We start from the raw sequence: 21726 nt of genomic DNA on the forward strand, positions 1-21726 counted from the left end.
GCGGGGTGGAGCAGCTTGGTAGCTCGTCGGGCTCATAACCCGAAGGTCGTCGGTTCAAATCCGGCCCCCGCAACCAAATACAAGACGATAGATTGAGTACTTATTTAGTATACAATTGTTAAGTCGTCTACGGATGCGCCGCTTGATTCAACTCCTGCTTCTCGCAACCAATCACATCGCTCTTTTCATAATGCTGCGAAGCATGAATCCCCAAAAGCTAAACTTTTATCCGCATCATATGATGTCGGACGATTTCGTTTGTGTTTAAAACACGATATGAATCGGCTGACGTACAAGTATGATGAGGCTTCGCGTGTTTTATCTACTTTAATTAACAGAGTTATCCACATACGTCGTTCTGTGGATAAGTTGGTTGATAAAGTGTTTTTAGCTCGACTTTTTATGATGGGGAAGAAAGATCTTTTCTCTAAAGTGAAGTTGAAATAACAAAGAAATATCAATTAAATCTTTGTTATATAAAGAAAAAATAAGTTTTTTGTCGGATCGAGTACGTTAAAATACGATCATTAACTGGTATTTTTTTGATCCTAGTCATTTCTCCGAGCTGTGTTTAACTTTTTTCTGCTAGCTTGTTTTTCTTGAATCTCAAATTTTTTTCCACATTACAAAATTGAGAACAAGGTCATGAATTGAACATGCAAAAGTACTTTCAATCTCTTGCATATAGACTACGCTCTATGCGTCTCTCGGCAGTCCCTTCTCGACTATCCTTATTAAGCGTTGCTTTTTCGTCTCTATAGATGAATTACTCTCAGTGGGGAGTTGATTCAGTTGCTCTGTCAAAGCCCATTTAATGTGCTCATCAAGTAATTTATTTTCACCTTGCCGACTTTCCAGCGCATCTATGATTCGCTGACTATATTCTGCATTACCAAGTGCGACAGCGATGTTACGTAGCCACTGTATATGACCAATACGACGGATAGCGGAGCCTTCCATATTTTTTAGAAAAGTCGCTTCATCCCAGTTAAACATGTCGACGAGGTCAGGGTTTTTGAAACTGTCACGACGGTGGAAATCATCTTGCTCCGTTATGTCGGCGTAGCGGTTCCATGGGCAAACCAATTGACAGTCGTCACAACCATAAATGCGGTTACCCATTGGCTTTCGAAACTCTTCAGGAATCACGCCATCGAACTCGATGGTGAGATAAGAGATACAACGCCTGGCATCGACAACTTTGTCTTCAACGATGGCTTGTGTTGGGCATGATGTAATGCATGCTTTGCATTTACCGCACTGATCAACGCTTGGCTCATCTACGGGTAGTGGTAAGTCGATAAGTAGTTCACCTAAAAAGAACCACGATCCACAGTCTTGATCTAAAATCAGGGAATGTTTCCCGGTCCAACCTAAGCCCGCTTTTTGGGCGAGAGGTCGCTCTAATATTGGTGCGGAATCAACGAAAGGTCGGTAACCATATTGACCAACCTCTTGTTCAATAAGTTTGCCGAGCTTATTTAGCTGCTTTCTGACGAGCTTGTGATAATCGCGCCCTAGTGCGTAGCGGCTAATATAGGCATGACTTTTATTCGCGAGGTTCGAAGCGAATTGAGCCTCTGGTGGCAGATAGTCCATCCGGACGCTGATAACACGAACGGTTCCCGGGAGTAGCTCATGGGGTCTAGCACGCATCATACCGTGACGAGCCATCCAATCCATTGAGCCGTGATAGCCTGCATCAAGCCATTTTTGTAGTGCTGCTTCATGTTCACTCAGATCAACGTCGCAGATCCCAACTTTTTGGAAGCCGAGTTCTTTTCCCCAAACTTTGATTTGTTGTGCGAGTTGTTCGTAGTTCATGTTAACCACCGGAATAAAGGGGGGCGGATCTTAACGGATCTCTGGCTTTGGTGCTACCCAGTTAGGTACGTTTTTGATGTTGTGAATACTGCTTATTGAAGTCATTTGCATATATTCTAAATCTAGGTCGATACTAAGATGATTAAGATACCGTTTATTGGATACTTTTTTCGCACATATGACATTTGAAAGCTTGTCTCTCAAAACCAACACGGTTTACTATTCCTGTTCTTTTGATTTTTATATAGTCAACGATCATTAGTTAGAGAAGCATCAATGAGCACGAAACAATTCAATTTAAAAGATGAGCATGAAACGGTTGCACTAGGCACCGCTTTGGCTCAGCTTTGTTCCCAGCAAACCACAATTTATCTGCATGGTGATTTGGGTGCAGGTAAAACAACCTTTAGTCGTGGTTTTGTCCGTGCTCTTGGTCATCAAGGTAACGTGAAAAGTCCAACTTATACTCTAGTCGAACCGTACCAGTTGGATCAGTGGCAAGTATATCACTTCGACCTTTATCGTCTTGCGGATCCTGAAGAGCTTGAGTTTATGGGGATTCGAGACTATTTCACAGACGATGCGATTTGCTTGGTTGAATGGCCTGAAAAAGGGCATGGCTTACTGCCACAACCGGATCTTGATGTAAACATTCGCTACCAAGGTGAGCAACGTGTAGCCGAACTAACAGCTAATAATGATTATGGTGTGCAGTTACTCAGTCGATTGGAGCTATGTTGAGTTTTTCAAATTTTAGAGTGGTGGCGACGTTTGTCGCCACTTTTCTCCTTCTCATCCCCAATTTAGCATTTGCTAACGTCGTTAAGAGTTTTCGAGTTTGGCCTTCACCTGATGAAACGCGTGTTGTCATCGATTTAGGCTCGGAAGCTGACTATTCCTATTTCTCTTTATCAGGGCCGGATCGCCTTGTCGTGGATTTAAAAAGCACGACGATGCAGGCCAAACTACCTGTTACTGTTACGGATAGCCCTGTTTTAAAACTGGTACGAAAAAGCTCGCCTCCAGAGAAGGGCACTTATCGTTTGGTGTTTGAACTAAAAAAGAGCGTTCAAGCGGAGTTATTTAAATTAAGCCCAACACCAGGTGGGCAGTATGGTCACCGCTTGGTGATTGATTTACCGCACGGTAAGAAGGCATCGACCTCTAAACCGAGTAAGCCAGCGGCGGCCAGCAAAGACATGAGTTCAGTTCAACGAGCTCAAGAAGTGTTAATTGTTATCGACCCTGGTCACGGTGGGGAAGACCCTGGCTCTATTGGCCCTTCACGTCGTAAGTACGAGAAAGATGCGGTATTGAGTATCTCAAGAAAAATTGCTGCTCAGCTCGATGCGACTCCTGGTATTAAAACGCGCATGACTCGTACGGGAGATTATTTTGTAAACTTAAACCGTCGTGTCGCGATTGCTCGTGAAAATGATGCGCACTTGCTGATTTCCATTCACGCAGATGCGTTTACTTCACCGAAGCCTCGCGGTGGATCGGTCTTCGTACTAAATACTCGTCGTGCAAATACCGAAATTGCTCGTTGGGTCGAGAACCATGAGAAACAGTCTGAGTTATTGGGCGGCTCGGGTAATGCGTTCTTCACGAAGACAAAAGATCGTAACGTGAACCAAACTTTGTTGGACTTGCAGTTTAGTCATTCACAAAAAGAAGGTTATAAGCTGGCAACAGAAATCCTAGGTGAGATGGGACGTGTTGCGCACCTGCATAACACCAAACCGATCAACACCAGCCTTGCGGTTTTACGCTCTCCACAGATTCCGTCTGTGCTAGTGGAAACGGGCTTTATTTCTAACCCAACAGAAGAGCGTTTACTGTTTCAACGAGCGCACCAAGATAAGTTAGCTCAGGCTATCACTAAGGCGGTCGTCAAGTACTTAAAAGATAACCCACCAGAGGGTACGGTGTTCTCGCCTTCAGCGAAGCCAATGGTACATATTGTAAAGCGTGGCGAGTCATTATCGGTGATCGCGAACAAATATGGGCTTAGCTCTAAAGCGCTGATGTCGGCAAACAACTTGAAGTCGACAGGCTTGGCAATTGGTCAGAAGCTCAACATTCCTTCTGCTGGTACGATTAAAGTGCCAAGTAAACCGATTACTGTTGAGACAGAAACCATTACGCACAAGGTTAAGTCTGGTGAGTTCTTAGGTAAGATTGCGAATCACTATAAAGTGAAGGTTTCAGATATCCGCCGAGAGAATAACTTGAAGTCAGATACCTTGTGGGTAGGGCAAAAGTTGAAGATAACGGTCGCGGTAAAAGATAAACCGATTCGTAAGCACAAGGTTTCTCGGGGTGAGTTCCTTGGCAAAATAGCGTCCAAATACGGCGTTAGCGTATCGAGCATTCGTAAAGCGAATAACTTACGCTCTGATCAGCTAGCGGTTGGGCAAGTCCTGATCATTCCAAACAAGTAGGTGAGCTTCTAACTCATTATGACGATTAAAATTTTGCCAGCCAGACTTGCAAACCAAATCGCCGCAGGGGAAGTGGTCGAAAGACCTGCTTCTGTGATTAAAGAGCTGGTTGAAAATAGTCTTGATTCTGGCGCAACTCGAATCGATATCGATATCGAGAAAGGAGGCGCAAAGCTGATTCGTGTTCGTGATAACGGAAAAGGTATCGCGAAAGATGAACTTGGCTTAGCGCTCAGTCGTCATGCGACATCTAAGATACATACCTTAGATGATCTCGAAGCTATTATGAGTCTAGGTTTTCGCGGTGAAGCGTTAGCCAGTATTAGCTCAGTCTCGCGTTTGACGCTCACGTCGCGTCCTGCGGCACAAGAAGAAGCCTGGAGTGCCTACTCCGAAGGGCGTGATATGCAGGTGAAGCTTAAGCCAGCAGCGCACCCGATTGGCACGACTGTTGAGGTGTTGGACTTATTTTTTAATACTCCAGCGCGTCGCAAGTTTCTTCGTACGGAGAAAACCGAATTTGCTCATATTGATGAGTTATTGAAACGTATTGCGTTAAGTCGCTTTGATGTCACCATCAATGTGCGTCATAACGGCAAGATCATCCGTCAATATCGCGCGGCGAAAAATCAGCTTCAAACCGAAAAGCGTATTGCTGCTGTCTGCGGTAATGCGTTTGTGCGGCATATGCTCAGAATCGAGCTTGAGCATCAAGGGTTAAAGCTACATGGGTGGATTACCACGCCAGAGGGAGCAAGGCAGCAAAGCGATTTACAATATTGCTATGTGAATGGCCGAATGATGCGTGACAAATTAATCAATCACGCGATTCGTCAAAGCTATGAAATGAGCTTAAAGCCAGATCAGTTCGCTGCGTATGTGCTCTTTATTGAGCTAGATCCGCACCAAGTAGATGTGAATGTTCACCCTGCTAAGCATGAAGTGCGTTTCCACCAAGCTCGTTTGGTGCATGATTTCATCTATCAAGCTTTGACGGATGCACTTTCACAAAGCGCCGTGATTGATAAACCACAGGTGAATGAATCGGCATTTCATCGCGTGGAACCGACTGAGTCCGAAGAGATTGAACATTCGCCAGAGCCTGAAAAAGTACAAGAGCCAGCATCTTCACCAGTACCAGAGCGGGTTTATCAAGCGATAGATAGTACACCGGCTTATCCTGGACGCAGTGATTATGAAGTGAAGCCTCGTAATAGCGGTCCTAGTGAAACCTCCGTGCGAGAGGCGCGCGTAGTGGAGTCATTCAAACGTAATGATTGGGTGGAATCCAAACCTGCACCAAAGCCAAGTCACAGTAAAGAGCGCCACGTAGAACCAGCGCCAACTAAACAAGAAGTACGCGCTTATCACGAGCTGTTGAAAACGCCAGAGTTTGAGGCTCAGGCAGTCACTCCAATAGCGCCCCAAACGATAACTTCGCACACATCAATGCCATCGATTACTGCATTAGGCAAAGCGCTGATGGTGGTCGATGAACAATTTGTTTTGATGAGCAGTGACAGTGGGGCGGCGTTAGTCTCGTTACCTAGAGCAGAATTTTATCGTGTAAAAGGCCAGCTTTCTCCAAGCGATGGTGCACTCAAGGCACAACCTCTGCTTGTTCCTCTATCTATTAAGTTAGAGGCCGAATTAGTGAGACTGGCCCAAGATTATCAACAAGATTTGGCATTGCTTGGTATTCAATTGAAAGCGAGAAACGAGCACGCCTTAATGGTGATGGGCGTCCCAGCTCCGCTGCGTCAACAAAACTTACAAAATTTAGTACCAGATCTGTTATCTTACGCGCAATCTTGTGTGAACGAAGGTATAGCAGCGGCTCAGATGCTGTCTGAGTTGATAGATTGGCTCGCATTACAGGTCACGACAGTGAAGAGTCACTATACTTTTTCTGAAGCCATTCAAATTATTGCGGAACTTGAACAGCTAAGACATGGTCAATTGCCATTAGAAGATACAAAATTCGTATCCGCTGTTGATTTCTCTGCCACGATAGCCAAATTAAAACCATGACAGATAAACTACCTTTGGCGCTATTTTTAATGGGGCCAACTGCATCAGGCAAAACTGAGCTGGCGATTCGTCTTCGTCAAAAATTTCCGGTTGAGATCATCAGTGTTGATTCTGCTTTGATCTACAAAGGGATGGATATCGGTACGGCGAAACCGGATGAAAAAGAGTTAAGTTTGGCGCCTCATCGCTTGATAGATATTTTGGATCCAAGTGAATCTTACTCTGTCGCCGACTTTCGTCGAGATGCATTGAAAGCGATGGATGATATTGTTGCAGAAGGAAAAATTCCACTTCTTGTGGGTGGAACAATGCTGTATTACAAGGCGTTACTTGAAGGTTTATCACCACTTCCTGCTGCAAATCCTGAAATTCGTCAGCAAATTGAACAAGAGGCATTGACTAAAGGTTGGTCAGTGTTGCACGATGAACTCAAAGAGGTTGATCCTGTGTCAGCCGCGAGAATCCATCCCAATGATCCCCAACGTTTATCTCGGGCATTGGAAGTTTTTCGCATTTCAGGTAAAACTTTGACTGAATTGACTCAAACGAAAGGTGAAAGCCTACCATACCGAGTCAAGCAGTTTGCAATAGCTCCCAAGGATAGGGCAGAACTTCACCGTCGGATTGAACTCCGTTTCGAGAAAATGATGGAAGCGGGCTTTGAAGAAGAAATGAAAGCGTTACATTCGCGAAAAGATCTTCACCCCGATCTTCCTTCCATACGATGCGTCGGTTACCGACAGATGTGGGAGTATTTAGATGGGGAGTGTACACGTGACGAAGCGGTATTTCGTGGCGTATGCGCGACTCGTCAATTGGCCAAGCGTCAAATCACCTGGTTACGCAGCTGGGATGATTTAACTTGGTTGGATAGCGAGAACATTGAACAGGCATTAGAAACGATGTCGGAAGCAATAGCATCTGATTGACATAGCTGTGTATAATGTGATCGTTTTTGCGTGAACGCACTCTCAAAGGATCTGTTGTTGGCGGTTTTTATACTATGCTGCTAATTACTTAGAGTGCATTTTTGATTCGTTTAGCTCAGATGCAAAAGCCGTATCTTTTGCATTGCACCACTAGCTAAATAATTACAACTACAAATTAAATAAGGAAAATAAAAATGGCTAAGGGGCAATCTCTACAAGACCCATTTCTAAACGCGCTACGTCGTGAGCGTATCCCGGTATCTATCTACCTTGTGAATGGTATTAAACTACAAGGTCAGATCGAATCATTCGATCAATTTGTGATCCTGCTGAAGAATACTGTTAACCAAATGGTGTACAAGCACGCGATCTCAACAGTTGTGCCGGCTCGTCCAGTGAGCCATCACAGCGGTGAACGTCCACAAGGTGAGCGTCCACAAGAGAAATCAGAAGATTAATTCTTCATCGAGTATTTTTAAAATAAGGAGTTGATTGCTTGTTTGACCGTTATGAATCCGGTGAGCGAGCCGTACTTGTTCATATCAACTTCACGCAAGAAGGTGAATGGGAAGATCTGGCTGAGTTCGAAATGCTGGTTTCTTCTGCTGGGGTAGAGGCGCTACAAGTGGTAACTGGTAGTCGTCAATCCCCACACCCGAAATACTATGTCGGAGAGGGTAAGGCCCAAGAGATTGCTACAGCGGTACAATCAACGGGTGCCGAAATTGTGATTTTTAATCACGCCCTCTCTCCTGCCCAAGAACGTAACCTCGAAGCACTGTGCCAATGTCGAGTTCTCGACCGCACTGGTCTTATTCTCGATATCTTTGCTCAACGAGCTCGAACACACGAAGGTAAGCTACAGGTAGAGCTGGCTCAACTTCGTCATATCTCTACTCGTTTGATTCGTGGTTGGACGCACCTTGAAAGGCAGAAAGGTGGTATCGGTTTACGTGGCCCGGGTGAAACCCAGCTGGAAACCGACCGTCGCTTATTGCGTGACAGAATCAAAGCCATCCTGCGACGCTTAGACAAAGTAGCGAAGCAGCGTGAACAAGGGCGCCGCGCCCGAAATCGAGCTGAAATCCCAACGGTTTCACTTGTGGGTTACACCAACGCGGGTAAGTCGACACTCTTCAACCGTATTACAGAAGCTGGCGTGTACGCGGCTGATCAATTATTTGCTACTTTGGACCCGACTTTACGTAAGATAGAGTTAGCAGATGTTGGTCCTGCCATCTTGGCAGACACGGTTGGTTTTATTCGACATTTGCCACACGACTTGGTTGCGGCCTTCAAGGCAACCTTGCAGGAAACGCAAGAAGCTGACATTTTGTTACATGTTGTTGATGCCAGTGATGAGCGTTTTCGTGAGAATATTCAAGCTGTTCATGAAGTACTAGAAGAGATCGACGCGCATGAAGTGCCGACTCTGGTTGTCATGAACAAAATCGACAATCTAGATTCGCAGAAACCACGTATAGAACGAGACGAGGAAGGCGTACCTCGCGCAGTTTGGGTTTCAGCAATGGATGGGTTGGGCATTGATGTCCTGTTTGAGGCGCTGACGGAACGTCTGGCGTCACAAATGGTCGAGCATCAGTTGCGAATTCCTCCACAGTATCAAGGACGATTCCGTAGTACCTTCTTCCAAATGAAGTGTATTCAACGTGAGGAATATGACCAGGATGGTAACTTGTTGATCGATATTCGAATGCAGCAAGTAGATTGGTCTAGACTTGAAAAAAGAGAAGGGGCAGTTTTGACTGGCTTTATAGTCACTTAAAGGACTGCTACAGTATAACGTCATATCAAATGATGGAGCTTTCTAATGGCGTGGAATGAGCCTGGAAATAACAACGGCAACAATGGCCGCGATAATGACCCTTGGGGTAATAATAATCGTGGTGGCCAGCGTCCTGGTGGCCGAGATCAAGGTCCGCCAGATTTAGATGAAGTGTTCAACAAACTGAGTCAAAAGCTGGGCGGCAAGTTTGGTAAAAAAGGCGGCGGTGGTTCTCCAATCGGCGGCGGTGGTGGTAGTGCAATTGGCTTTGGCGTGATTGCTCTGATTGCTGTTGCAGTTTGGTTCTTCGCTGGTTTTTACACCATCGGTGAAGCAGAGCGTGGTGTTGTACTGCGTTTAGGTAAATACGATCGTATCGTAGACCCAGGTCTTAACTGGCGTCCTCGCTTTATTGATGAGTACGAAGCGGTAAACGTACAAGCGATTCGTTCACTACGTGCATCTGGTCTAATGCTGACCAAAGATGAAAACGTTGTAACAGTTGCGATGGATGTGCAGTACCGAGTGACTGACCCATACAAATACTTGTACCGTGTAACCAATGCAGACGACAGCTTGCGTCAAGCAACGGATTCTGCACTACGTGCAGTAATTGGTGACTCATTGATGGATAGCATTCTAACCAGTGGTCGTCAGCAAATTCGTCAAACTACGCAAGAAACACTGAACCAAATCATTGATAGCTATGATATGGGTCTGGTACTTGTTGATGTGAACTTCCAGTCTGCTCGTCCACCAGAGCAAGTGAAAGATGCGTTTGATGATGCAATCGCAGCACGTGAGGATGAAGAGCGTTTCATTCGTGAAGCTGAAGCATACAAGAACGAAATCTTGCCTAAGGCAACGGGTCGTGCAGAGCGTTTGAAGAAAGAAGCACAAGGTTACAATGAGCGTGTCACTAACGAGGCTCTTGGTCAGGTAGCACAGTTCGAAAAACTACTACCAGAATACCAAGCAGCGCCTGGTGTAACGCGTGATCGTCTGTACATTGACGCAATGGAAGAGGTGTACTCAAGCACTTCGAAAGTGTTGATTGACTCGGAATCAAGCGGCAATCTTCTTTACCTTCCAATTGATAAGTTGGCGGGACAAGAGGGCAAAGCAGATACCAAACGTAAATCGAAGTCATCTTCAACCTATGATCAAATTCAACTTGAGTCTGATCGTACACAAGAAGACACTTCGAACTCGCAGTCTCGTTCAACAGGTTCACGTCAAGGGAGATACTAAGAATGCGTAAGTTAATGATCCCTGTACTGGTAATCGCACTGGCATTAATGTTGATGTCTTTGTTTGTGATTCCTGAAGGTGAGCGCGGTATCGTGGTTCGATTTGGTCGTGTCTTGAAAGACAACAACGACATCACTCGAATTTACGAGCCTGGTCTGCATTTCAAGATGCCTTTGTTTGACCGTGTGAAACAACTTGATGCACGTATCCAAACAATGGATGGCCGTGCAGACCGTTTCGTAACGTCTGAGAAAAAAGACGTTATCATTGATACCTACGTGAAGTGGCGTATTGAAGATTTTGGTCGCTACTACCTCGCGACTGGCGGTGGTAACTCGCTAACGGCAGAGGCACTACTTGAGCGTAAAGTGACGGACGTGCTTCGTTCTGAAATCGGTGCTCGTGAAATCAAACAGATCGTATCTGGTCCACGTAACGATGATGTGCTACCAGAAGACGCAAGTGCCGATGTTGTCGCAACTGAAGCGGCTCGTGAGGCGCTTGAGATTGATGGTGAACGCGACCTAATCATGTCTGAAGTATTGAAAGACACGCGTGAAAGCGCAATGAAAGACTTGGGTGTTCGTGTCGTTGATTTCCGAATGAAGAAAATCAACCTGCCTGATGAAATCAGTGAGTCTATCTACCGTCGTATGCGTGCGGAGCGTGAGTCCGTTGCTCGTAAGCACCGTTCTCAAGGTCGTGAAAAGGCGGAAGTTATTCGTGCTCAAGCAGAACTAGAAGTAGCAACTATTCTAGCTGAAGCTGATAAAACTGCGCGTGTGACACGAGGTGAAGCGGATGCTGAAGCTGCGAAGATTTATGCTGAAGCGTACAACAAAGACCCTGAGTTCTTTAGCTTCCTACGCTCGCTACGTGCGTATGAGAAGTCCTTCAGCTCTAAGAGCGATATTCTGGTGCTTGATCCGAAGAGTGAGTTCTTCCAATACATGAACCAGTCGAAGGGCAGCATGGAGAAATAATCTCCGCGTCTCATTGAAATAAAAGGCTCCTTAGGGAGCCTTTTTTGTATCTGATGCTAAGTGTTAGCTCATCATGATGGCGATGACGGCTCCAGCAACTACTAGGCAGCCACCGATGCGTCGTAGCTGATTGTTGGGTTGTTCACTTAATTGAGCCACCATATTCCGCCAACCGTTAGGAGCAATCAGTGGCCCAATGCCTTCCACGATCAAGACGAGCCCAATCGCCAACCATATGGATTCAGACATAGCGCTTTCCAGTCGAATAGAGAAAGCTAAATACTATCAGTGATATGCTGATTTCAAAATGAACAAAGCGGCAAGATGACATTCTGGTAGCGACTCTGTGAACAAAAAATGACTGCAAGAAGTGAGATTCGGTGCTAGAATCCATTTTTAACTAGCAATCAGACTTGGAAAGATGGGAAATAACGTAGTCGTTCTAGGCACCCAATGGGGTGACGAAGGTAAAGGTAAAATCGTAGACCTTTTAACTGAAGATGCAAAATACGTGGTACGCTACCAAGGCGGTCACAACGCAGGTCACACTCTCGTAATTGACGGTGAAAAAACCGTTCTTCACTTAATTCCATCAGGTATCCTTCGCGATAACGTAAAATGTGTTATCGGTAACGGTGTTGTACTATCACCTGAAGCTCTACTTAAAGAAATGAAGCCTCTTGAAGAGCGCGGTATTCCAGTACGCGAGCGTCTTTTCATTTCTGAAGCATGTCCGCTAATTCTTCCTTACCACGTTGCAATGGACCAAGCTCGCGAAATCGCTCGCGGTAAAAAAGCTATCGGTACTACTGGTCGTGGTATCGGTCCAGCATACGAAGATAAAGTTGCTCGTCGCGGTCTACGCGTTGGCGACCTATTCGATATGGCGACTTTCGCAGAGAAGCTAAAAGAAGTCATGGAGTTCCATAACTTCCAACTAGTTAACTTCTACAAAGCGGAACCAGTAAGCTACGAAGAAGTACTTGAGCAAGCGAAAGGCTACGCTGAACTACTAACGTCAATGGTTATCGACGTAACTGACGAACTAGACGCAGCACGTAAGCGCGGCGACAAGATCATGTTCGAAGGTGCACAAGGTACACTACTTGATATCGACCACGGTACTTACCCGTACGTAACGTCTTCTAACACGACTGCTGGTGGTGTTGCTGCAGGTTCTGGTTTTGGTCCTCGTCACATCGGTTATATCTTGGGTATCGCAAAAGCGTACTGTACTCGCGTTGGTGCTGGTCCATTCCCGACTGAACTATACGACGGTTTAGATAAGCAAGATCCAATTGGTAAGCACTTAGGTGAAGTTGGCCACGAGTTCGGTGCGACAACTGGTCGTCTACGTCGTACAGGTTGGTTCGATGCTGTTGCTATGCGTCGTGCAATCCAAATCAACTCTGTATCTGGTTTCTGTCTAACTAAACTAGACGTACTAGATGGTCTAGAAGAGCTAAAAATCTGTACTGGTTACAAGATGGAAGATGGCTCTGTGCTAGAAGTTTCTCCGATGGCTGCTGAAGCATTCGAAAAAGCAACGCCAATCTACGAAACAATGCCTGGTTGGTCTGAGAATACATTTGGTGCTAAGTCACTAGATGCTCTACCACAAGCAGCTCTTGACTACATCAAGCGTATTGAAGAGCTAACTGGCGTTCCAGTAGACATCATCTCTACAGGTCCTGACCGTAACGAAACTATCATCAAAGTTCACCCATTCGAAGCTTAATTGATAGCCGTTAAAGATTGCAAAAGCCGACCTTATGGTCGGCTTTTTTGTATCTGAACAAAAACAGCGTGACTCTCATATGGCAAGCTTTTGCCTCTTAGCCTAAATCAGAGGCAAAAATTGTCTAAAGCTTAGCTGTTTTTTGCCGATAAGGTTATCAAGCAGAGGAGATCCTTCACCGATCTTTGGTTTCTTAGATACCTTAAGGGTACGTTTATGAAGTTACGAACAGTGGCTGCTTCACTGTTGTTGACCTTGGTTGCTACCACAGTGAAAGCCAATGTTGCTGATGTGGGGGCACCAGTTCCGATCTATACCGAAGCAGAGCTGATAAAGCTTATTGAGCAAAATAAGCACTTACAACGTGTGCGCGCTGATAACTGCCAGCTGGTGGAGGATATCGTAGCTCGTGCGACTCGAATTAACTTACCCGCTTATGAATTTCTGTACGGAGATATGTTGGCTTGGGGTGTGTGTGTCGAGCAAGATGTCGAACTGGGTCTTTACTACATCGAAAATGCAGCGCATCAGGGGTTACCAGCTGCACTAGAGCAGATTGGCCGATACTATTCGCGTGGCACTTTAGTACAGCAAGATAAAGAACGTGCAATTCCATATTTGCGAGAAGCTGCGTCAATGGGAAACCTAAACGCGCGTATTCATCTGGCCGAGTTGCTTTTACGTGATTATGGCAGTCCACTCGATTACGAAGATGCGTATCGTTGGTTATATAACTCTGTCACAGCAGATAAGCGGCAGCATAAGCGCATAACTGTATTGAGAAACGGCCTTGAACAGCGCATGCCACAAAACGTTATTGCTCGAGCTAAACGGCGAGACACCTTTTGGTAACGCTTCAATATTGCAAACAACTTCATACAACAAAGCCCACGTCACGTGGGCTTTGTTGTTTTCCCGATAGCTGATAGCGCTTAAACCACTTTGTGTGGACCGAAGCATTCGTAATGGAATTGCTCTTCTGGTACGCCAAGTTCTAATAGCTGTTTCGCTATGTGCTGCATAAATCCTACAGGGCCACAGAAGTACACCTGCACGTTATCTTGCTTTAATGCAGCTTCAATTTCATACAGATTGACAAAGCCCGTGAAGTGGAAGTCTTCACCTAGTTTGTCTTCTGCCGTTGGTTGGTTATACCAAATGAGCGCGTTCATATTTTCTTTTTCTGCAACGAGTTGGTTTACGTGTTGCTTGAAAGCATGCTGTTGGCCATTTTCGGTTGCATGAACCCAGGTTACAGGTGCTTGATGTGCTGAGAGACTTTCTAGCATTGACAGCGTTGGAGTAAGTCCCACACCAGCAGATATTAGAACAACGGGTGTTTGTGGTTCGGCATCCATAAAGAAGTCACCGGCAGGGGCCGCAAGCTGCACTTTTTCGCCAATGTTCAGGCTATCGTGCAGGTAGTTCGACACTTTTCCGCCTTCTTCACGTTTTACCGAGATACGGTAAGTGTTCTCTTGGACCGCAGAAGACAGACTATATTGGCGAATTTCTTGGTTTTCTAACTGGTCACTGTTGATGTAGATGCCAAGGTATTGTCCCGGTTTATACGGCGCCACTTTTTGACCATCGGTTGGCTTGAATACAAAGCTGCAAATGTGTTCGCTCTCAATCTTTTTATCGACTAATTCAAATTCGCGTAGACCGCGCCAGCCGCCTTCCAAAGCTTCATTTTGTTGGTAAATTTGTTCTTCGCGCTGAATAAATACATTCGCAAGTACGCCGTAAGCCTCAGCCCAAGCATCCAACACCTCTTGACCTGGATTAAAAAGCTCATCGATTGTCGCAAGTAAATGCTTACCAACGATTTGGTACTGATCTTCTGTGATCAAAAAGCTCGTGTGCTTATGCGCAATTTTCTCTACTGCGCCAAGCAGAGCTGGCAAATTTTCAATATTGGCAGCATAGGCACAGATAGCGTTGAATAATGCTTCACGCTGATCGCCGTTACGCTGGTTACTCATGTTAAAAATATCTTTCAACTCAGGGTTATGAGTAAACATACGCTCGTAAAAGTGCGCGGTCAGTTTTGGTCCTGTTTCGGCGATGAGTGGTGCGGTCGCTTTGACGATCTCGATAGTTTGATTGCTGAGCATAAGGGCTTCCTACTTTAAGTTGTATTTATAATGCATGTTTAAAGTTGTATCTCAAATGTATCTTTCGATCAAGAAAAGATTTACACTTTTATCGATAGCTCAAGTTTGGGGTTTTAGCATCACCAGCGGGTTATTGAGTCGCACTTTGGGAGAGAATATGCAGTTAACTAGTTTCACTGATTATGCGTTGAGAACCTTAATTTTCTTGGCTTCGTTGCCGGAAGATGAGTTAACCAGCATTACCGAAGTGACGGATTTATTTGGTGTGTCACGCAACCATATGGTTAAAGTTATCAATCGGTTAGGGCAGTTGGGTTATGTCCATACCGTGCGCGGAAAAAACGGTGGTATCCGGCTGATGAAGCCAGCGTCTGAAATCACAGTTGGTGGTGTTGTGCGCGATTTAGAGCCGTTAGATTTAGTCAACTGTGGTGTGGATTTTTGCCATATTACCCCTGCTTGCCGCCTCAAAGATAAATTGGCGAAAGCAAAAAGTGCCTTTCTGGCGGAGTTGGATAACTGCACGATTGAATCCTTGCTCAGTGACAATTCTGAACTTTTGATCTTGCTGGCTCGTCCTTAACTCATTTGCATGCCTAGAGTCGATCTCGATCATTCTTTTTTCAAAGCAATTCTGTAGCTTATCGAGAGACTCAGATATACTAGCCATATACCTTCCTTGCTAGATAGGCGTGCCTATGTCAGACAATATTCCAAACGATCCTTTTGCAGATCGTGAATCCAAAAATTACGAAAATCCAATTCCAAGCCGAGAGTTTATCATCGAGTTTCTAGAGCAAGCGGGCGTTCCAATGAATCGTAACGACTTGTTTGAGGCACTAAAGCTTGAGGGCGAAGAGCAATACGAAGGGTTGCGTCGTCGGCTACGTGCGATGGAGCGAGATGGCCAACTGGTGTTTACCCGCCGTCAGTGCTATGCATTGCCTGAAAAACTTGAAATGGTGAAAGGTTACGTGATTGGTCATCGTGATGGCCATGGTTGGGTACGTCCAGAAGGCAGCGTCGGCAAGGATGATGATATTCTGTTACCGCACCATCAGATGAAGAACATCATCCACGGTGATTTTGTCTTAGTGCAACCGACAGACAACAGCAAGCGCGGCCGCCGTGAAGGACGTTTGGTGCGTGTGCTAGAGGAGCGTAATGATCAAATCGTCGGTCGTTTCTTCCTTGAATATGGATACTCCTATGTTGTCCCAGATGACTCGCGTATCAGCCAAGATATCCTGATCCCAAATGAGCACAAAGCGGGTGCACGCATGGGTAACGTAGTCGTAATTGAAATTACTGATCGTGGCTCACGCTCACGCGGCATGATGGGTAAAGTGGTTGAAGTCCTTGGTGAAAATATGGCACCAGGTATGGAAACACAAATTGCGATTCGTACACACCAAATCCCTCACGAATGGCCAGAAGCCGTCGATAAACAAATCGAAAACTTAGGCGAAGAAGTACCAGAAGAAGCGAAAGTTGGTCGTGTGGATCTACGTGATTTGCCACTAGTGACCATTGACGGCGAAGACGCACGAGACTTTGATGATGCCGTTTACTGTGAAAAGAACAAAGAAGGTGGTTGGCGTTTATGGGTAGCGATTGCTGACGTCAGTTACTACGTTCGTCCTGACTCTGCGTTGGACAAAGAAGCGATCAATCGTGGTAACTCAGTATATTTCCCGTCGCAAGTTGTGCCGATGTTGCCAGAAGTACTATCGAACGGCCTATGTTCGCTCAACCCGCAAGTAGATCGCTTGTGTATGGTGTGCGAAATGACCATTTCCGATACAGGTAAGCTGTCTGGTTACAAGCATTACGAGGCGGTGATGAACTCGCACGCTCGTCTCACATATAGCAAAGTGAGCGCGATTCTAGAAGGGGATGAAGAACTACGTGAGCGCTACCAGCCGCTTGTTTCTCATCTAGAAGAGTTGCACAAGATGTACAAAGTGCTGAAAGAAGCACGAGATCAACGCGGTGCAATCGAATTTGAAACCGTTGAAACCAAATTTATTTTCAATGCGGAACGTAAAATCGAAAGCATTGAGCCAGTAATTCGTAATGACGCGCATAAGATCATCGAAGAATGTATGATTTTAGCCAACATTGCTTCGGCATCGCTGGTAGAAAAAGCGAAAGAGCCCGCGCTTTATCGTATCCACGAATCTCCAGGTGAATTACGCCTTCAAGGTTTCCGTGACTTCTTAAGTGAACTTGGTCTTGAGCTAAAAGGTGGTTTAGAGCCTTCACCAACGGACTATGCTGATCTCGCACGTCAAATCTCCGGGCGTCAAGATCAAGAGTTGATTCAGACCATGCTGCTACGCTCAATGAAGCAAGCGGTATACAACGCAGATAACGCGGGGCACTTTGGGTTGGCATTGAAACGCTATGCGCACTTTACGTCGCCAATTCGTCGTTACCCTGACTTGTTACTTCACCGTGCAATCAAGTATCTGATTGCTAAAGAAGAAGGTCGTAATCAAGATCGCTGGACACCAACAGGTGGCTATCATTACTCGTTTGACGACATGGATTTTTACGGCGAACAATGTTCGATGACAGAGCGCCGTGCTGATGATGCAACACGTGATGTTGCGGATTGGCTGAAGTGTGAATATATGCAAGACCACGTCGGTGACGAACTAGACGGTGTTATCGCTAATGTCACTAGCTTTGGCTTCTTTGTACGTTTAACGGATTTGCACATCGATGGTTTGGTACATATTTCTACCCTTGCGAACGACTACTATCAATTTGACCCGATTGGTCAACGACTTATTGGTGAAAGTTTCGGTAACATCTACCGCTTAGGTGATGCAGTAAAAGTAAAAGTACTGGCTGTTAACCTCGATGATAAGCAAATTGACTTTGAATTGGTCGAAACAAGTCGTAAGCTACGCGGCGAAGGTAAGACTGCGAAGAAACGCGCAGCGGAAGCAAAACGCAAAGCGAAAGATAAAAAACGCGCTGCGACTCGCTCTTCATCGAAAGAAGGTGGCGCGGCTCGTGTAATTCCTGCGATAGAGCCAACTAAACGCCCAGAAGAAACGGGCGCAACGAGTAAGCGTAATGGCCCAAAACGTGGTGACGCCGAAGGCAACGAGAAGCCTAAAGTGAAAAAAGCACGTAAAAAGAAGCCGCACAGTAAGCCGAAGAAAACCAAGCGCACTAAAAAAGAAGCGCAGTAGGTTGAAGCGCCAACTTAGTTCAAACTTGGTTGGCGCAGGCAATACGACCAGAACAACAGGTTAAACAATGAGTAACGAATTTATCTACGGCATTCACGCAGTGAAGGCGGTATTGGAGCGCGAACCAGAGCGTTTTATCGAGGCGTACGTTTTAAAAGGTCGTCAAGATGATCGCCTAATGCCAATCCTAAATGATCTTCAGGTTTGTGGTGTTTCTATTCAGCAGATGACACGTAAAACCTTGGATGACAAAGCACGCGGTGCAAATCACCAAGGCATCATCGCTCGTGTGAAACCAGCGAAGCAGCTGAATGAGAACGATATTGATGACATCCTTGCAAAGCACGAATCACCACTGCTCTTAGTGTTAGACGGCGTGACCGATCCACACAATCTTGGTGCGTGTTTACGTAACGCAGATGCGGCAGGTGCTGCGGCGATCATCGTACCGAAAGATCGTTCTGCGCCAATGAATGCGACGGTAAGTAAAGTCGCTTGTGGTGCAGCTGAAGTCGTACCATTGATCCGAGTGACTAACTTGGCTCGTACTATGCGTACATTGCAAGAGAAAGGCATCTGGTTTGTTGGTACTGCGGGTGAAGCAACGCACGACATCTACCAAGCCAAACTGACTGGACCTCTTGCTATCGTAATGGGGGCTGAAGGTGACGGTATGCGTCGTCTGACTCGTGAAACCTGCGACGATTTGATTAAGATCCCAATGGCTGGTAGCGTTTCAAGCTTGAACGTATCTGTGGCATCCGGCATCTGTTTGTTTGAGGCAGTTCGTCAGCGTATTGCTGCAAAGTAACGACGAAACAAACAGTTACTGTAGAATCAGACATAATGATAAAAACAAAGGATGGGGTGCCATCCTTTGTCGTTTTCACCGATTTATAAATAAAAATCCTCAGGGAAGTTATGACTCAACAAGACATTAAATTCATCGCCTTCGATCTAGATGGTACTTTGCTTGATAGCGTGCCAGATCTAGCTGTCGCGGCAGACCAAGCAGTACAGGCGCTTGGCTTTCCATCGGTTTCAGAAGAACAAGTTCGTGATTATGTGGGTAACGGCGCAGACGTGCTTATTGGTCGCTCATTAAGCCAAAGCCTGACCATCAACCCAGAGCTGAGTGAAGAGCTTCGTGCTAAAGCGCGTGTATTGTTTGATGATTACTACGAGCAAAGTGGTCACAAGCTCAGTCACCTATACCCAACGGTAAAAGAGACACTAGCAGAGCTGCACAAAGCGGGCTTTGTTATGGCGTTGGTGACTAACAAACCTTCAAAGTTTGTGCCTGACGTTTTGGAAAAGCACGACATCGCAAAATACTTCGTTGATGTCCTTGGCGGTGATGCATTCCCAGAGAAAAAACCAAACCCAGTAGCATTGAACTGGCTAATGGAAAAGCACCAAATCCAACCAAGTGAAATGCTGATGGTTGGCGACTCGAAAAACGACATGCTCGCAGCAAAGAATGCAGGCTGTGCCTCATTTGGTCTGACATATGGTTACAACCACGGTGAACCTATTTCAGCATCAAATCCAGATTTCGTCGCTGACAGTTTGGCAGAATTATTGGACGTTGTAGCGGTTTCTGCATAACGGCTACAAAAGAGCTTCCAAAATACTCGTTAATGAGTACACTGAGTAAACCGTGCACCTATTACTGCACGGTTTTTTTCATTTAATTAGATTAAGAAGTCAAAGGAATCATTCTAATGAGCAAACCCATTGTATTGAGTGGTGTTCAACCTTCAGGTGAACTAAGTATCGGTAACTACTTGGGTGCTCTACGTCAATGGCAGCAGATGCAAGACGATTATGATTGCCAATATTGTGTGGTAGACCTTCACGCGATTACGGTTCGTCAGGACCCTAAAGCGCTGCATGAAGCAACTCTAGACGCACTGGCAATTTGTCTGGCAGTTGGTGTTGACCCGAAGAAGAGCACGCTATTTGTTCAGTCACATGTACCAGAGCATGCTCAATTAGGTTGGCTTCTTAACTGCTACACTCAAATGGGTGAGCTGAGCCGTATGACTCAGTTTAAAGACAAATCGGCACGTTACGCGAATGACGTAAACGTCGGTCTATTTGACTACCCGGTGTTGATGGCGGCTGACATTTTGCTTTACGGTGCGCACCAAGTACCTGTAGGCAGTGACCAGAAGCAACATCTAGAATTAGCGCGCGATATCGCAACGCGTTTCAACAATATTTACTCGCCAGAGCAGCCAATCTTCCAAGTTCCAGAGCCTTACATTCCGACAGTAAATGCGCGTGTAATGAGCCTTCAAGACGCAACGAAGAAGATGTCTAAATCTGATGACAACCGTAAGAACGTTATCACGCTGCTGGAAGAGCCTAAGTCGATCCTTAAGAAGATCAACAAAGCGCAAACCGATACCGAAACGCCACCAAGTATCCGTCATGATATCGAGAACAAGGCGGGCATTGCTAACCTAATGGGTCTGTACTCTGCGGCGACAGGCATGAGCTTCGAAGAGATTGAAGCGAAGTACCAAGGCGTAGAAATGTATGGCCCATTTAAGAAAGATGTTGGTGAGGCAGTTGTAGCAATGCTTGAGCCAATTCAAGCAGAATATCACCGTATTCGCGCTGATCGTGCTTACATGGACGAGGTAATGCAGCAAGGCGCTGAGAAAGCCTCGGCACGAGCGGCTGAAACGCTTAAGAAAGCATACGAAGCAGTAGGTTTTGTAGCTCGCCCATAGTCGCTAAGAACGAATACGAAAAAGCTCCACTTTGGTGGAGCTTTTTTTATGCCTGTATTACTGAAATGGTGTGTCTTTCATACAGCGTTCCATGTCGTAATATTCAACACGTCCTCGAGCCCCTAGAAAGGCAGACTTCACAACCATGCCTCTATCAATGAAGTAACTAAGCTGTACGCATGATATATCGTAGCTGAGTTCTTTAATTCTCGCTGGAATCCAGTAGGTTCCTGGCGTTCTTAGACGCTGAGTAAAGGTAATAACACCCTCGTCACTGACTTCTAGCTCTTCAATACCATCCAGTTCATTTTTGGCTGATTCGATGATGTCTTGATTCGCCGTAGGTTGAAGTGGCTCACTGGCGGTCAACTGACACCCCGCTATCAAGCCAAGTAGGGAGAGAGCTAGCACACTGCGTTGAATTTTTTTCATTTGTCGTTCCTGGGTTTACAGCTAATGAGATCTTATTGTCTCGCGCAGGTGTTATATCTTTTGTGTATGTTTTTGGCTAGTGAGTAATGAAAAGTTATTGAATAAATCATGAAAACTTTGAAGTATGAGGGGCCTGTATAAGAGAGAACGAAGCGAGTAATAGATTCTTGGGCTTGAACAGTGATACAAGTGAAAATTAAAGCATTCTAAATTAGTGACTAATTATATTTTTTATTTGTAACGG

Annotated in this window: 19 protein-coding genes; 15 read left to right on the top strand and 4 right to left on the bottom strand. The window is 45.6% G+C overall.

Annotated elements, in window-relative coordinates; all coding sequences use genetic code 11:
- Window positions 1-696: 696 nt before the first annotated feature.
- Complete coding sequence (gene queG / locus R7070_RS21350; RefSeq protein ID WP_005381370.1) at window positions 697-1824, bottom strand: tRNA epoxyqueuosine(34) reductase QueG; 1128 nt, start codon at window positions 1822-1824, stop codon at window positions 697-699.
- A gap of 276 nt (window positions 1825-2100) precedes the next feature.
- Between queG and tsaE the strand changes: the two genes are divergently transcribed.
- The 8 genes from tsaE to hflC all read left to right on the top strand — a co-directional run bounded on the left by tsaE (window position 2101) and on the right by hflC (window position 11248).
- Window positions 2101-2565, top strand: coding sequence for a tRNA (adenosine(37)-N6)-threonylcarbamoyltransferase complex ATPase subunit type 1 TsaE (gene tsaE / locus R7070_RS21355; RefSeq protein ID WP_005381372.1), 465 nt, complete (start codon window positions 2101-2103; stop codon window positions 2563-2565).
- Window positions 2559-4268: an N-acetylmuramoyl-L-alanine amidase gene (locus R7070_RS21360; RefSeq protein ID WP_005381374.1), complete on the top strand. Its 1710-nt coding sequence runs from the start codon at window positions 2559-2561 to the stop codon at window positions 4266-4268. Before tsaE ends, R7070_RS21360 begins: the two co-directional genes overlap by 7 nt.
- 18 nt (window positions 4269-4286) lie before the next feature.
- Complete coding sequence (mutL, locus tag R7070_RS21365; protein ID WP_054575295.1) at window positions 4287-6299, top strand: DNA mismatch repair endonuclease MutL; 2013 nt, start codon at window positions 4287-4289, stop codon at window positions 6297-6299.
- Entirely contained in the window at window positions 6296-7228 is a 933-nt protein-coding gene (miaA, locus tag R7070_RS21370) for a tRNA (adenosine(37)-N6)-dimethylallyltransferase MiaA (RefSeq protein ID WP_005395375.1), read from the top strand. The genes mutL and miaA overlap by 4 nt, the downstream gene beginning before the upstream one ends.
- Window positions 7229-7422: 194 nt before the next feature.
- Window positions 7423-7686, top strand: a complete 264-nt coding sequence (gene hfq / locus R7070_RS21375) for an RNA chaperone Hfq (RefSeq protein WP_005381379.1) — start codon at window positions 7423-7425, stop codon at window positions 7684-7686.
- Between the two features lie 38 nt (window positions 7687-7724).
- On the top strand, window positions 7725-9014 hold the full coding sequence (gene hflX / locus R7070_RS21380; protein ID WP_005381380.1) for a ribosome rescue GTPase HflX: 1290 nt from the start codon (window positions 7725-7727) through the stop codon (window positions 9012-9014).
- 45 nt (window positions 9015-9059) lie between these two features.
- Complete coding sequence (hflK, locus tag R7070_RS21385; RefSeq protein ID WP_005381381.1) at window positions 9060-10265, top strand: FtsH protease activity modulator HflK; 1206 nt, start codon at window positions 9060-9062, stop codon at window positions 10263-10265.
- 2 nt (window positions 10266-10267) lie between these two features.
- Window positions 10268-11248, top strand: coding sequence for a protease modulator HflC (gene hflC / locus R7070_RS21390; RefSeq protein WP_005381382.1), 981 nt, complete (start codon window positions 10268-10270; stop codon window positions 11246-11248).
- 63 nt (window positions 11249-11311) lie between these two features.
- Here the strand turns inward: hflC and R7070_RS21395 are convergent, their stop codons facing one another.
- A complete protein-coding gene (locus tag R7070_RS21395) occupies window positions 11312-11497 on the bottom strand; it encodes a DUF2065 domain-containing protein (protein ID WP_005381383.1) in 186 nt (61 codons plus the stop codon).
- Window positions 11498-11669: 172 nt separating this feature from the next.
- On the opposite strand from R7070_RS21395, the gene R7070_RS21400 reads away from it, so the two are divergent.
- Window positions 11670-12986, top strand: a complete 1317-nt coding sequence (locus tag R7070_RS21400) for an adenylosuccinate synthase (RefSeq protein ID WP_005381385.1) — start codon at window positions 11670-11672, stop codon at window positions 12984-12986.
- A 216-nt stretch (window positions 12987-13202) separates the two neighbouring features.
- Window positions 13203-13838: a flagellar protein MotX gene (gene motX / locus R7070_RS21405; protein WP_005381388.1), complete on the top strand. Its 636-nt coding sequence runs from the start codon at window positions 13203-13205 to the stop codon at window positions 13836-13838.
- 80 nt (window positions 13839-13918) lie between these two features.
- Here the strand turns inward: motX and hmpA are convergent, their stop codons facing one another.
- Window positions 13919-15103: an NO-inducible flavohemoprotein gene (gene hmpA / locus R7070_RS21410; RefSeq protein WP_047103962.1), complete on the bottom strand. Its 1185-nt coding sequence runs from the start codon at window positions 15101-15103 to the stop codon at window positions 13919-13921.
- Window positions 15104-15260: 157 nt separating this feature from the next.
- Here hmpA and nsrR point away from each other — a divergent pair, with 157 nt between their 5' ends.
- From nsrR to trpS, 5 genes are all read left to right on the top strand, one after another.
- On the top strand, window positions 15261-15686 hold the full coding sequence (gene nsrR, locus R7070_RS21415; RefSeq protein ID WP_017633731.1) for a nitric oxide-sensing transcriptional repressor NsrR: 426 nt from the start codon (window positions 15261-15263) through the stop codon (window positions 15684-15686).
- Window positions 15687-15801: 115 nt separating this feature from the next.
- Window positions 15802-18309 (top strand): ribonuclease R, encoded by a 2508-nt coding sequence (gene rnr / locus R7070_RS21420; protein ID WP_047103964.1) that lies wholly within the window; start codon window positions 15802-15804, stop codon window positions 18307-18309.
- A 67-nt stretch (window positions 18310-18376) separates the two neighbouring features.
- On the top strand, window positions 18377-19120 hold the full coding sequence (gene rlmB, locus R7070_RS21425; RefSeq protein WP_047103967.1) for a 23S rRNA (guanosine(2251)-2'-O)-methyltransferase RlmB: 744 nt from the start codon (window positions 18377-18379) through the stop codon (window positions 19118-19120).
- Between the two features lie 110 nt (window positions 19121-19230).
- Complete coding sequence (locus R7070_RS21430) at window positions 19231-19917, top strand: phosphoglycolate phosphatase (RefSeq protein ID WP_047103969.1); 687 nt, start codon at window positions 19231-19233, stop codon at window positions 19915-19917.
- Between the two features lie 116 nt (window positions 19918-20033).
- Window positions 20034-21050, top strand: a complete 1017-nt coding sequence (gene trpS, locus R7070_RS21435) for a tryptophan--tRNA ligase (RefSeq protein ID WP_005381398.1) — start codon at window positions 20034-20036, stop codon at window positions 21048-21050.
- 57 nt (window positions 21051-21107) lie between these two features.
- On the opposite strand, the gene R7070_RS21440 is transcribed toward trpS, so the two are convergent.
- On the bottom strand, window positions 21108-21482 hold the full coding sequence (locus tag R7070_RS21440; RefSeq protein WP_005381401.1) for a hypothetical protein: 375 nt from the start codon (window positions 21480-21482) through the stop codon (window positions 21108-21110).
- Window positions 21483-21726: the final 244 nt, after the last annotated feature.

Origin of the sequence: Vibrio sp. 1557 (assembly GCF_033340175.1) — a bacterium.
Taxonomy (GTDB): Bacteria; Pseudomonadota; Gammaproteobacteria; order Enterobacterales; family Vibrionaceae; genus Vibrio; species Vibrio alginolyticus.

Bases quoted from the DNA above. Each gene is read 5' to 3' on its own strand.
- queG (WP_005381370.1), bottom strand. From the start codon at position 1,824: ATGAACTACGAACAACTCGCACAACAAATCAAAGTTTGGGGAAAAGAA.
- tsaE (WP_005381372.1), top strand. From the start codon at position 2,101: ATGAGCACGAAACAATTCAATTTAAAAGATGAGCATGAAACGGTTGCA.
- R7070_RS21360 (WP_005381374.1), top strand. From the start codon at position 2,559: ATGTTGAGTTTTTCAAATTTTAGAGTGGTGGCGACGTTTGTCGCCACT.
- mutL (WP_054575295.1), top strand. From the start codon at position 4,287: ATGACGATTAAAATTTTGCCAGCCAGACTTGCAAACCAAATCGCCGCA.
- miaA (WP_005395375.1), top strand. From the start codon at position 6,296: ATGACAGATAAACTACCTTTGGCGCTATTTTTAATGGGGCCAACTGCA.
- hfq (WP_005381379.1), top strand. From the start codon at position 7,423: ATGGCTAAGGGGCAATCTCTACAAGACCCATTTCTAAACGCGCTACGT.
- hflK (WP_005381381.1), top strand. From the start codon at position 9,060: ATGGCGTGGAATGAGCCTGGAAATAACAACGGCAACAATGGCCGCGAT.
- hflC (WP_005381382.1), top strand. From the start codon at position 10,268: ATGCGTAAGTTAATGATCCCTGTACTGGTAATCGCACTGGCATTAATG.
- R7070_RS21395 (WP_005381383.1), bottom strand. From the start codon at position 11,497: ATGTCTGAATCCATATGGTTGGCGATTGGGCTCGTCTTGATCGTGGAA.
- R7070_RS21400 (WP_005381385.1), top strand. From the start codon at position 11,670: ATGGGAAATAACGTAGTCGTTCTAGGCACCCAATGGGGTGACGAAGGT.
- motX (WP_005381388.1), top strand. From the start codon at position 13,203: ATGAAGTTACGAACAGTGGCTGCTTCACTGTTGTTGACCTTGGTTGCT.
- hmpA (WP_047103962.1), bottom strand. From the start codon at position 15,103: ATGCTCAGCAATCAAACTATCGAGATCGTCAAAGCGACCGCACCACTC.
- nsrR (WP_017633731.1), top strand. From the start codon at position 15,261: ATGCAGTTAACTAGTTTCACTGATTATGCGTTGAGAACCTTAATTTTC.
- rnr (WP_047103964.1), top strand. From the start codon at position 15,802: ATGTCAGACAATATTCCAAACGATCCTTTTGCAGATCGTGAATCCAAA.
- rlmB (WP_047103967.1), top strand. From the start codon at position 18,377: ATGAGTAACGAATTTATCTACGGCATTCACGCAGTGAAGGCGGTATTG.
- R7070_RS21430 (WP_047103969.1), top strand. From the start codon at position 19,231: ATGACTCAACAAGACATTAAATTCATCGCCTTCGATCTAGATGGTACT.
- trpS (WP_005381398.1), top strand. From the start codon at position 20,034: ATGAGCAAACCCATTGTATTGAGTGGTGTTCAACCTTCAGGTGAACTA.
- R7070_RS21440 (WP_005381401.1), bottom strand. From the start codon at position 21,482: ATGAAAAAAATTCAACGCAGTGTGCTAGCTCTCTCCCTACTTGGCTTG.